The 12,021-nt window shown below is 59.7% G+C and carries 10 protein-coding genes and 1 pseudogene; 9 read left to right on the forward strand and 2 right to left on the reverse strand.

Annotation, left to right across the window (positions count from 1 at the left end):
- Positions 1-601 precede the first annotated feature (601 nt).
- From CFB35_RS35400 to CFB35_RS19035, 5 genes are all read left to right on the forward strand, one after another.
- Positions 602-748, forward strand: a complete 147-nt coding sequence (locus tag CFB35_RS35400; RefSeq protein ID WP_226094222.1) for a hypothetical protein — start codon at positions 602-604, stop codon at positions 746-748.
- A gap of 90 nt (positions 749-838) precedes the next feature.
- Positions 839-1,528 carry an ABC transporter permease gene (locus CFB35_RS19020; RefSeq protein ID WP_059575273.1) on the forward strand — a complete coding sequence of 230 codons (690 nt, stop codon included), beginning with the start codon at positions 839-841 and terminating at the stop codon, positions 1,526-1,528.
- Positions 1,525-2,238, forward strand: coding sequence for an ABC transporter permease (locus tag CFB35_RS19025; protein WP_059575275.1), 714 nt, complete (start codon positions 1,525-1,527; stop codon positions 2,236-2,238). Before CFB35_RS19020 ends, CFB35_RS19025 begins: the two co-directional genes overlap by 4 nt.
- 33 nt (positions 2,239-2,271) lie before the next feature.
- On the forward strand, positions 2,272-3,039 hold the full coding sequence (locus CFB35_RS19030) for an ABC transporter ATP-binding protein (protein ID WP_059575345.1): 768 nt from the start codon (positions 2,272-2,274) through the stop codon (positions 3,037-3,039).
- Between the two features lie 81 nt (positions 3,040-3,120).
- Positions 3,121-3,555, forward strand: a complete 435-nt coding sequence (locus tag CFB35_RS19035; RefSeq protein ID WP_059575277.1) for a cupin domain-containing protein — start codon at positions 3,121-3,123, stop codon at positions 3,553-3,555.
- A gap of 227 nt (positions 3,556-3,782) precedes the next feature.
- Here the strand turns inward: CFB35_RS19035 and CFB35_RS19040 are convergent, their stop codons facing one another.
- Positions 3,783-5,138 (reverse strand): polyhydroxyalkanoate depolymerase, encoded by a 1,356-nt coding sequence (locus CFB35_RS19040; RefSeq protein ID WP_059575279.1) that lies wholly within the window; start codon positions 5,136-5,138, stop codon positions 3,783-3,785.
- A gap of 286 nt (positions 5,139-5,424) precedes the next feature.
- Between CFB35_RS19040 and CFB35_RS19045 the strand changes: the two genes are divergently transcribed.
- The 3 genes and pseudogenes from CFB35_RS19045 to CFB35_RS19050 all read left to right on the forward strand — a co-directional run bounded on the left by CFB35_RS19045 (position 5,425) and on the right by CFB35_RS19050 (position 8,222).
- Positions 5,425-6,087, forward strand: coding sequence for a glutathione S-transferase family protein (locus tag CFB35_RS19045; protein ID WP_059575280.1), 663 nt, complete (start codon positions 5,425-5,427; stop codon positions 6,085-6,087).
- Between the two features lie 34 nt (positions 6,088-6,121).
- Positions 6,122-6,190: pseudogene (locus CFB35_RS34485) on the forward strand (motility protein B); the annotation flags it as partial.
- Positions 6,191-6,359: 169 nt separating this feature from the next.
- Positions 6,360-8,222 (forward strand): methyl-accepting chemotaxis protein, encoded by a 1,863-nt coding sequence (locus CFB35_RS19050; RefSeq protein ID WP_059575282.1) that lies wholly within the window; start codon positions 6,360-6,362, stop codon positions 8,220-8,222.
- Between the two features lie 985 nt (positions 8,223-9,207).
- Here CFB35_RS19050 and CFB35_RS19055 read toward each other — a convergent pair.
- Complete coding sequence (locus CFB35_RS19055) at positions 9,208-11,073, reverse strand: ATP-binding protein (protein WP_081066525.1); 1,866 nt, start codon at positions 11,071-11,073, stop codon at positions 9,208-9,210.
- A 459-nt stretch (positions 11,074-11,532) separates the two neighbouring features.
- Here CFB35_RS19055 and CFB35_RS19060 point away from each other — a divergent pair, with 459 nt between their 5' ends.
- Positions 11,533-11,829: a hypothetical protein gene (locus CFB35_RS19060; RefSeq protein ID WP_059575284.1), complete on the forward strand. Its 297-nt coding sequence runs from the start codon at positions 11,533-11,535 to the stop codon at positions 11,827-11,829.
- Positions 11,830-12,021: the final 192 nt, after the last annotated feature.

Below are 12,021 nucleotides of genomic sequence, written 5' to 3' on the forward strand. Positions count from 1 at the left end.
CGCCCATTCTAGGAAGCGCGGTGACGATGCGGTGTATAGACTCGCGCCCACCCCGAAAAGAACCCGTAAAAACGCGATACCGCCTGGTTCCGCCCCGACGAGTTCGGTCTTCTCGTAAAGGCATTCGCTTGCGCGGCGTGCGCGGGTACACGGCGAACTTGCGCCGCACATGCCAACCGCGGCCGATTCGGCCCGGGCATCCACCAGCGGAATCGCCATTCGCCCGCCCGCTGGTCGGGCCGGGAACGGTCGGCTCGGCGAACGGGAAACCTGACGATGGCTGGATAAGTATAGACAAGTGAGGGCGCGTCTCTAGTCTGGGTCGATCGTTGGGAGAAGTCCCGTGTTTGACTTGATGTGATGCGCAATTGGTTGAAAAACAAGGGAAAAATTTCATCGATGCAAGAATCCGCCGACGACTAGAGATAAACCCGGATTGCCGGGCATTCCTCGAAAAAGGCAAAGTTGTATGTACAACTTTGAGCGTCGCCCGAAGGGGCGATCGCCGGGTTGGCAGGGTTCGCGGCGGGGGCGCGGTGCCGGCGGCGCCGGCGCGGGCTGCCCGACAGGGCCCGCCCAGTTCGCCTCTGACAGGAACGCCATGAAGAAACTCGCGCTCAGTATTGCCCCCGCTTGCATCGCGGTCGGTGCCCATGCCAACGATGGGTCGACGATCCGCTTCGGTACTTCGCATTCGACGTCTACGGCGGTTGATCGGCCCGCGCGCCGCGCGCTGCGCCCGGGCTGATGAGCAGGTGCATCAGTCAGCGCGCAAAACTCGTTTGATGCGCGGTTAATGGCTATTGACGATCCAGCCACATCGTTCCGGATTCTTCATATGATCTTTCAAGGATTTGGCCCGCTGCTGTGGGCCGGCACGGTCGAGACCGTGAAGCTCGCGGTGCTGTCGCTCGCCGCGTCGCTCGTGCTGGGCCTCATCGGTGCGAGCGCGAAACTGTCGACCCACCGCATGCTCAAGTCGATCGGCACCTTCTATACGACGCTGATCCGCGCGGTGCCCGATCTCGTCCTGATGCTGCTGCTGTTCTACGGGATGCAGATCCTGCTGAACAACGTCACCGACGCGCTCGGCTGGCGCCAGATCGACATCGATCCGTTCGTCGCCGGCGTCATCACGCTCGGCTTCATCTACGGCGCGTACTTCACCGAAACGTTCCGCGGCGCGTTCCTCGCGGTGCCGCGCGGCCAGCTCGAAGCCGGCTTCGCGTACGGCATGAGCGGCTGGCGCGTGTTTCGCCGCATCCTGTTTCCGCAGATGATGCGCTTCGCGTTGCCGGGCATCGGCAACAACTGGCAGGTGCTCGTGAAGGCCACCGCGCTCGTGTCGATCATCGGCCTTGCCGATGTCGTGAAGGCGTCGCAGGACGCCGGCAAGAGCACGCTCGATTTCTTTTTCTTCACGCTGGCCGCGGGCGCGATCTACCTCGCGATCACGACGGTGTCCAACGTCGTGTTGCATCACCTCGAGAAGCGTTATTCCGTCGGCGTCCGGAGGCTTGCACTGTGATCGAACTCGTCAGCCAGTACTGGCAAAACTTTCTCTATACCGACGGCTACCGCTTCAGCGGCCTCGCGATCACGCTGTGGCTGCTGGTCGTCTCGATCGCGCTCGGTTTCGCACTTGCCGTGCCGCTCGCGATTGCGCGCGCGTCGTCGAACCGCTGGATCTCGGGCCCCGTGTGGCTCTACACGTACGTGTTCCGCGGCACGCCGCTCTACGTGCAACTGCTCATGTGCTACACGGGCATCTACAGCCTGCAGGTCGTGCACGACCACGTGCTCCTCGACACATTCTTTCGCAACGCGATGAACTGCACGCTGCTCGCGTTCGTGCTGAACGAATGCGCGTATGCGACCGAGATCTTCGCGGGCGCGATCAAGGCGACGTCGGCCGGCGAGATCGAGGCCGGGATGGCCTACGGGATGTCGCGCTTCAAGCTCTATACGCGCATCATCCTGCCGTCCGCGCTGCGCCGCTCGCTGCCGAGCTACAGCAACGAAGTGATCCTGATGCTGCACGCGACGACGCTCGCGTTCACCGCGACCGTGCCCGACATCCTGAAGGTCACGCGCGACGTCAATTCGGCGACGTACATGTCGTTCCAGGCCTACGGCATCGCTGCCGTGCTGTACGCCGTCGTCGTGTTCGCGCTCATCTGGGCGTTCCGCAAGCTCGAGACGCGCTGGCTCGCGTACCTCGCGCCGCGCAGCCATTAACGCATTCGCATGATCCGCAACGAAGGACTCCGCATGTACAAGCTTACCGTTGACAACCTGCACAAGAAATTCGGCGACAACGAGGTGTTGAAGGGCGTGTCGATGAAGGCGAAGGCCGGCGACGTGATCAGCATCATCGGCTCGAGCGGCTCCGGCAAGAGCACGTTCCTGCGCTGCATCAACTTCCTCGAACAGCCGTGCTCGGGGCAGATCACGATCGGCAGCGAGCCGATCCAGACCACGCGCGAGCGCAACGGCTCGCTGCGCGTGGCCGACCAGAAGCAACTGCAGCGGATGCGCACGAAGCTGTCGATGGTGTTCCAGCACTTCAACCTATGGGCGCACATGACGGTGCTCGAGAACGTGATCGAGGCGCCGATGGCCGTGCTCGGGGTCGGCAAGGACGAGGCGACCGCGCGGGCGCGCACGTATCTGGAGAAGGTCGGGCTCGCGCCGCGCGTCGAGGGCATGTATCCATCGCACCTGTCGGGCGGCCAGCAGCAGCGCGTCGCGATTGCGCGCGCCCTCGCGATGGAGCCGGAAGTGATGCTGTTCGACGAGCCGACATCCGCGCTCGATCCGGAGCTGGTGGGCGAGGTGCTGAAGGTGATGCAGAAGCTCGCCGAGGAAGGCCGCACGATGGTCGTCGTCACGCACGAGATGGGCTTCGCGCGCAACGTGTCGAACCACGTGATCTTCCTGCATCAGGGGAAGATCGAGGAAGAGGGCGATCCGCAGCAGATTCTCGTGAATCCGAAGAGCGAGCGGCTTAGGCAGTTTCTGTCGGGACGGTTGAAGTAAGCCCGCGCGCGTTTCGCGCCGCCGCAAACTGGAACGCTAAATGCTTGTCTCGCGTGATCCTTTCGATGAAGGAGCACCGCGATGAGCACGCCGACCACCACTGCTTTTTCCCACGTGAAGCCGCAGGACACCGCCTTTCAAGGCGAGGGCCTGCGCGACTTTTTCCTGTACCGCGATCTCGGTATCGCCGCCGCGACGAACGGCAAGGTCGTCGCGCAACTCGTCAGGGCCAATCATGCACCGGAGGCGGGCACCGGCTGGCACCGTCACGAAGCCGAATTCCATATCGTGATCATGCTGAAGGGCTGGGCGCGCTTCATGTACGGCGAACAGGAAACGCTGGTGGCGGCCGGAGACTGCGTGCATCAGGCGCCGGGGATCGTTCACTACCTGTTCGACTACTCGCCGGACATGGAGTACCTGGAGATCGTCGGGCCCGCCGACTTCAAATCGATCGACGTCGAAGGCCCGTGCGCGGTGCCGGAGCCGACGCCGTGGGGTGAGGCCGGTGCCTAGCTGGCCGGTTGGGTGTGCGTTTTCGAAGAACCGCCTGCATTCAGGCGGTTTTTTATTGATCCGCTGACTTCTGCGGTCCGTTCTTCGCTCCCGCACATTGCTTCGAATTCCAAAGGGTTGCGAAGATCCGCGCGAGGGGTTTTGCTCGCACGCCGCTCGAATGTCGCGGCCAACATCACCCCGCATCTCTGGCGGGGCGGGGCAATTCACCGTGGCGCCAGCCGCGTTCAGTGCGCGTGATCCGATTCCGCCTCGGTCGCTTCGTCGATCCCGGATGCACGTGCATCGAGCAGCGCACGCAGCGTGACGTAGTGCGCGCCGCTCATGTCGCCTTGCGTATCCGCGGTGCGATCGTACGGCTCGTTGTCGTGGATCGTCGCCCGCACGATCGGATAGATCTGTGTGTCCCACCGACTGCCGTTGAACACGCCGTAGTGCCCCACACCCGTCTGTACATGGTGCGTCTTCAGGTACGACGGTAATCCCGAACACAATTCCTGCGCGGCCACCGTCTGGCCTACTGCGCAGATATCGTCTTTCTCGCCTTCGATCGTCAACAGCGCGGTGCGATGAATCGCCGCCGGTTCGACGAGCGTGCCGTCGACCGTCAGTTCGCCGCGTGCGAGCGCGTACTGCTGGAACACCTTCTCGACCGTTTCCAGATAGAACTCCGCGGTGAGATCGGCCGTCGCGAAATATTCGTCGTAGAAGTACCGCAACGTGTCGGCTTTCGCGGGGTCGCCTTTCGCGCGTTCGTAGTACAGATCGGCGAACGACGCCGCATGCCGCTCCGGATTCATCGACATGAATGCGCCGACCTGCACGAAGCCCGGATACACGCACCGCTGCGCGCCGACGAAACCCGCCGGCACCACGCTGATCAGGTTGCGCTCGAACCATTCGATCGGCTGGCTCGTCGCGAGTGCGTTGACCTTCGTCGGATTCACGCGGCAGTCGATGGGGCCGGCCATTAGCGTGAGGCTCGCGGGCTGCGCCGGATCGCCGCCGGCCGCCATTAGCGCGACCGCGGCCAGCGACGCGACGGTCGGCTGGCAGATGGCGAGCACGTGTGCGTCCGGGCCGATGTGACGGATGAAGTCGATCACGTGTGTGACGTATTCGTCGAAACCGAAACGCCCGGCCGCCAGCGGGATGTCGCGCGGGTTGTGCCAGTCGGTGATGTACACGTCGTGATCGGCCAGCATCGTGCGCACCGTGCCGCGCAGCAGCGTCGCGAAGTGCCCGGACATCGGCGCGACGATCAGCACGCGCGGCTGGCGCGCGACCGGCCGCGCCTTGCGGAAATGCAGCAGCGTCGCGAACGGCGTGGCCGCGGCCGCTTCCTCGACGATCGGCACCGTTTCGCCGTCGACGACGACCGACGCGATCCCGAACGGCGGCCGCCGATGCGAGAACGCGCAGCATTCGAGCAGTTCGCACAGCGCGTCGACCATGCGGCCCGTTGGCGTCGACGTCGCCGGCGGCCACAGCGACATCGTCGCGCGCGTGGCGGCTGCCCATGCACGCGCCGGGCGCAGGCATTCCGCAGACCATTGATAAAACGGATAGGCAAGCAGATTCATGACCGTCGCTCGTGATGCTGCATTGCAAGGAACGAGGCAAGCCGTATGCCAGCATGAAGCTGGCACGCGCGTTGCAGCGGTTCGGGAGCGCGGCGACGCGCGCGGTAGGTGATCAGCGGGCGAAGGCGATGCATTGCCTTGCTGGTCGGGCGCGCGACACCTGTCGCGATGCCGTGTGACGGTGCGCCACTTCGGCGAGCGGATTGCACGGGCGTGGTGCGCGCGGTCATGCGGCGCGTCCGTTTACGGTGCAGGGGCACGAACGACATTCAGCAGGGTGAGCGACATGGAATCCAACGCACGGACGACGCTGACCATCAGCAGCCGCAATTACTCGTCGTGGTCGATGCGCGGCTGGTTGCTCGCGAAGCTGAGCGGGCTCGCGTTTGAGACGATCAGCGTGCCGATCGATGCCGCTTCGCGCGCGGAGCTGCTGCTGCTGTCGCCGTCGATCCTCGTGCCGTGCCTCACGCACGACGGCAACGCGGTGTGGGACACGCTCGCGATCGCCGAATACCTGAACGAGATCAGGCCGCAGGCGCGGCTGCTGCCCGACGAACGCCATGCTCGCGCGCATTGCCGGTCGATCTGCGGCGAAATGCATTCCGGCTTCAGCGCCTTGCGATCCGCGCTGCCGATGAACCTGCGCGGGCATTTCCCCGGCTTCCGGATCTGGTCGCGCGCGCAGCACGACATCGAGCGGATCGTGACGATCTGGCGCGAGTGCCTGGCCGAGTACGGCGGCCCATGGTTGTTCGGGGCCGAGATCGGCATCGCCGACGCGATGTATGCGCCGGTCGTCACGCGCTTTTTGACCTATGACGTGAAGCTCGAACCGGACGTCGCCGAGTACTGCATGCAGGTGCTCACGCACCCGTTCGTCGCCGAGTGGATCGACGCGGCGAAGGCCGAGCACGAAGACATCGACGAACTCGATATGGAGTTCTGACCTGACGCGGGCGATCGTGGCAGGCATTTCAATGCTCGTCGCGGGGGACGATGCGGCATCAAGAGCGCGAAACCGGCGCGTGACGATTTTCGTCGCGTATTGATTGGCGTTCAGGTTGCGCCGTTTCTGCCTATATAGGCGGCCGCATATGCCAGCCCGACAACAACATAACGAATCTCGAATGATCGCTATCTGAAATCAGCGATGCGTTTCTGCGCCCGCCTGCCGATAACCCAATCTGGCTCAGACCGAGCGGTTATCGAGGGTTCCCCATGCATTTCTGGCGCAAGCTTTCCATTCAGAACAAGCTGATTCTCAGCATGACGAGTTGCCTGCTCGTGTTCGTCGCGATTTCGAGTGGGCTCAGCGTTCGACTGATCGGCAACGCGGTGCGCGATCGCGTCGTGCGCGAAGAACTGCCGACCGCCGTCAACGGCATCCGCGCCGACGTGCAGCGCCAGATGGCCGGCCCGATCGCCGCGTCGCGCATTCTCGCGCGCGATGCGTTTCTGCTGCAGTGGGAAGCCGACGGCGAACCCGATGCCGGCACGCGTAACTGGATCCAGCTCGCGAAGAACGTGAAGGACGAGCAGAAAGCCGCGTCCGTGCAGTGGGTGTCGGTGAAGAGCGGCAACTACTACAACGAAGCCGGCCTGCAGCGGAAGGTGACCGACAAGGATCAGTGGCTCACCAGCTTCCTGTCGTCGGGCAAGGCGTACGACGTGAACATGGATCGCGAAGTGACCGTCGGCGGCTACATGATGTTCATCAACAGCCGCGTGGAACTCGACGGCGTGCCGGTTGGCGCGGCAAGCATGAGCCTGTCCGTCGATGCGCTCGCGAAGGGCATCTCCGCTTACCGGATCGGCGAGACCGGATTTGCGTATCTCGTGCGTCCCGACGGCGCGATCATGATGCATCGCGATACGTCGCTGATCGACGGCAAGCATTTCCTGAAGGATGAGCCGGGCCTGCCGGGTGATGCGTCGGCGACGTTGCTTGTGGGCAAGCCGTATGCGTACCTGAGCTACGAGGGTGATGGCGGCGCGCGCTTCATCGCGACGTCGTTCATTCCGGAGCTGAATGCGTATGTGGTCGTTCAGGTGCCGCAGGCCGAACTGCTCGGGCCGGTGACGCGTGCGATTCGCAGCGCGGCGCTGGTCGCGGCGGTGGTGGGGCTTGGGGTTGCGTTGCTCGTGATCTGGCTGGTGGGGCGTGCGATTGCTGCGCCGATTAGGCGTGCGGCGACGCTGCTGTCGGAAATTGCCAGCGGCCAGGGTGATTTGACGCGCCGCATGGCGGTGGAGAGCCAGGACGAAATCGGGCAGTTGTCGGATGCGTTCAACCGGTTCGTGTCGTCGCTGTCGACGCTGGTTCATCGGATTCGTGCGGCTTCGGCGTCGATTGCGACCGGGTCGGCGCAGATTGCTTCGGGGAATGCTGATCTGAGCGAGCGTACCGAAGGGCAGTCGAGCAACCTGGAGCGGACGGCTTCGTCGATGGAAGAGATCACGGCCGTGGTGCGCAACAACACCGAGACGGCGACGACGGCTGCGAAGATGATCAACGGCGCGGCGGATACGGCGGCGCGCGGGGGGCAGGTGGTGGGCGAGGTCGTGACGACGATGGAGCAGATCAGTGACGCTTCGCAGCGGATCTCCGAGATCATCGTGATGATCGACAGTATTTCGTTTCAGACGAATATTCTGGCGTTGAATGCCGCGGTGGAGGCGGCTCGGGCGGGGGAGCAGGGGCGTGGGTTTGCTGTCGTTGCCTCGGAGGTGCGGAATCTGGCGCAGCGCAGTGCGCAGGCGGCGAAGGAGATCAAATCGCTGATCGAGCACAGCGCGGGGACGGTGGGTGCCGGGTCGCGGCTCGTTAGTGAGGCGGGGAAGGTGATGAGTGATGTTGTCTCGCAGGTTCAGGGCGTTAGCGCGATGATGAGCGAGATTGCAGAGGCTAGCCTGGAGCAGAGTGCCGGGATCGATCAGATCGGGGACGCGGTGCAGTCGCTCGATCAGATGACGCAGCAGAATGCGGCTTTGGTCGAGGAAAGCGCGGCTGCGGCGGAGAGTTTGAAGCAGCAGGCGGCGGAATTGACGAAGCTGGTTTCGGCTTTTAAGGTGGGTGAGTAAGGGCGAGTCAGCAGTTCAGAGTTGGGGCGTGTTTTTGAGGGCGGCTGCCGTTGGTTCACGGCGGCCGTTTTTGCATTTGGGTCTAGGTTCGCGGGTGTCATGAAAAATAATAAGCCTTTCGGGACTGAAAGTTGCCGGTGGCGCAGTTGCGCTGTTCGCGTTGGTTGGTACGGTCGGGGCGAAGGGGGCATCAATTCATGCTTATCTCGTCGAGCCGAAAAACTGTCGAGGCTTTTAGTTAGGCTCCGATCCAGGATCGGGCACGGCGGAAGGGCTTTCCGGGGAGGCAGAGAGTAATGTGCAGAGCGCTATCGCCGGTGACGGGATGGCGTCGGGGCCGGACATGCGCAGGCGGTTCCTCAAGTCGGATGACGGGAAGGTGAATCTTCTCGTTCCGAAAGTTACGCTTTTGAACGCTACGGTGAAGACGACGGAGGCGGGCTCAAGTCAACATGATGTTGTTAGCCGTTGTCTTCGATAACGAGACGTTTATACGGACATGTTCGCCGACGATGCGGCGACGTGCCGATTTGCCGAGTTGAAGTCGGTTGACGCCGTGATGAAGGCTTTTCTGTTGTGAAAGCGAGGATGAAGTGCCAGAGGGGGCGAATACGTGGGTGGCGTCGGTTAAATGGGAGAGGATTTATATCCTGTGGGCGATGCGGCGGTGCCGTGGGGCGACGTGTAGTGGGAGAGTGGCTGAGGAGCGGCGGCAATATTGTTTCTCTTCAAAGAATTTGTTAGCTGGGCAAGCTATCAATCGCTGGTGTAGGGAGCCTGAGACTTGGTAGTTGCAGTCATTGAATAGGCCGCGTCTACAATGCATGTGAATTAATCTAATGTTGCTGTCGATAATGACGCGATCGGCGAGGGGTAGTAAAATAAATTAACAGATCGGTGGTCGCCCTTGTTTTTGTCGGGTGTATGGTCTCTTAATATGTCAGTAAAAATACTGTTGGCGACCACCTTTTCTCTCGAAATTATGTTAGCGGGTTGCTTTCCCTGTTTTTCGAAGGGCGGAATTTATTACTAATTTTCTGTCTTTGTATAAAATTGGATCGTTTTCGGTTCTGTTGATTGCGATTTTTGCTGACTCCGGTGATGAGAATTCAATAAAGGCAAAACCTTTCGAGCGAGTTCCGTAGCGAGGTACGCGAAGGTCTACAATGTCTCCGATTTCTGAGAAGATATCAAATAATTCTTGATTTCCGATGTCGGACGGAAGATTTCCTATGAATATTCGGCAGGAATCGATGTTGCTGGGTTCGTTGGTTGAGTTTTCGGATTTGATGGATGAATGCGTAGATTCGACGGTCTTGGTGTCCGTTTTTTCGGGTTGAGGTAAGCCAATCTTGTAGCGAGGGTATTCTTTATATGGAATTTTCTTTCTTCGTGCAAGTTTTTGCGCAACGCTGCGTTCAACTTCGTTTTGAAGAATTCCCATTTTAAGAAGTGAATCGACCAGTTTTCGATAATCTTCTGTGTCGACAATTCCGACTGCATCCCATACGTTAGCGGCGGAAAAGATGCGTCCGCCCTGTCCTAGTAATACGATGGCTTTTTGTTTTCTGTCGAGATCGAAGTCATCGAATTGACTTAGCCAAAGTAAGTCATTTTGTGAGTACATGGCTTTATTTGTTAGTGTGATGCTAAAGCCATCTGTTGTGCTTTCGAGTTGTGGGGGTGCTAGTTCATTTGAGTGCATTAAATCATATATGCGCCTCATTCCTTCTCCTAACTCTCGCATATATCCAAGCTCTCTCAGGACTCTTGAAACGTACGTGTTGCGAGACTGATGGACCCCCTTTCGCTCCATAATGTCTCGAATTCTGATCGTTGAAAGAAGTGCTCCGGGATTTCGGATTTCAAGGGTGTTGTCAAAAATGTATATCTCCGTTCCTCGGCCTTCATCCGAATAGTCGCGATGTGCAATCGAATTAAGAACTGCTTCGCGACATGCGAGCTCAGGATATATCGATCTTTGCTCGAAGCGTGCTTGCTTGTCTATCTTCGTTTGCACTAGGTGTGGACGCAGTGCTTCCCAGGCGGAGTCGACTAATCGGAGTACGTTTCCTCGAGTTATATTGTCCGATACGATGTTGTAAGCCTCTCCGGTTTTTACTTCGTCACCGTCTACCTTTAGAATTCTTACTTGAAGGCGCGGATGCCACTTTGAAGGATCTTTGGAAAAAAGGAGCAATGCCGCCCGTCGATAGCGAAGTTGGGAATTGCCGTACTCAGCCAACTCGAGATATTGAAGACATTTCTCGACTGACATTCCTTTCATTAGCTGATCCGCCACGATGCGGACTAAATCAAGATCGAGATCGTCGGCGGTGACACCGTCTACAAATTGCCTGTCATATTCTCGTGACCCTTTCTCACGTCTGTCGAATTGAATAACTTCGGCAGAAACTGGAACTGACTCAAGGTCTCGCCGCTGGAGGCAGCGCCCATCTGATGTTACGTGGACATATTCAGTGCTCTTTGGGACCGAGAGGTATAGTAGTGTTTTCCCGTCAATCGAAATCTTTTGTCGCTTTACTGAGGGTAGTGGAGTGTCTTTATGTATTCTATCTCGAGCTGCATTATCTAGGATTTCCCATTCGCTGGCTGAAAGTGTGGGTATGCCGCTTATATCTCCGTTATCTTCTACTCCGACTAACAGCTCGCCGCCGTCAGCATTTGCGAATGCAACTAGGGTTTGTGCGATATCCGTGGCGATTTCTTTGATGGGGCGTTTTTTCTTTTCCCCGGGGCGACCATCTAATGCGCTCTTGAATTCTCGGAAGTGGCTTTCTCCGAGGTCTATGGCTGTTTTTGCTCTTTCGGCGGTTGCTATTGCACTCATTTTGGTCTCGTATTCGTCGTGAATGTGGCTCTATCGTCACTCGTGCCCCATGCGGAAGGGGCCTTGTTAAGAGATTACCTCGATTTTGCACGCAATGCGAATCGGATTCGCCCGAATAGATCTGCATCAAGAGCAGGGTCGCATAATGGTTGTGCTCGACAAGGCAGCTTCGCACATTTGGCATGCACGTCCCTATACCGAATGGCCATCCCCCTCATTTCCCCATTTCTGAGATGCCAACCCGACTACACTGGTCATGAAGCTCTGCTTCTCGCCATCGGAAGCTGAACGCAACCGCCCCCTCCGCCCCGATGGTCGAAAGAAAGCCGTCTTGCCCAACAAGACCCAGCGAAGAGGGGAGAAAGAAGGGGAAACCCGAGGCAACAAAGAAGCGCGGGCCGCATGGGCGGCAACCCATACGACCCGCTGACCACCACCAACTCGTCAAAGGAGTCGGAAATGGCTGACGCCAATACTAAGCCACGTCGTAGAAAGAACAAACCCGTCAACATGCAAAAGACGTTTGAGCTGGTCCTGCGCAACTACCCGGACCTACCCAAGCGGGGCTGGCCGTACCTGCCGTGGATGCAGGCGATCGACATTGATTTCAAGATCTTCGGATTCAAGCCTGGCGACCGCGTATACCTGGACACCAACTACGTGACCCGGCAGATCACGATCACGCCGGACTACAGCCAGTTGGCGTTGCGAGAGCAGTCGTACCACGATCCTGACCGAGGACCGTCGCCGCTATAACGTCTGCAAGGGCCGCTTGATGCGGCTCTAGCGACTGGGAAGCAAGCGTTTCCCGAATGCGCTTGACCGCCGGGGCGACACCGTCCCGGCCATTGTCGCGAACGCCGCGACTCACACCGATAGCCATCGTCAACAACTGTCACGACTGCAAGGCCCGTGAGGCCGCGCCGCGCCTACCGAAACTACCGAATG

The sequence above is a fragment of the Burkholderia sp. AU16482 genome (genome assembly GCF_002223285.1).
GTDB lineage: Bacteria > Pseudomonadota > Gammaproteobacteria > Burkholderiales > Burkholderiaceae > Burkholderia > Burkholderia semiarida.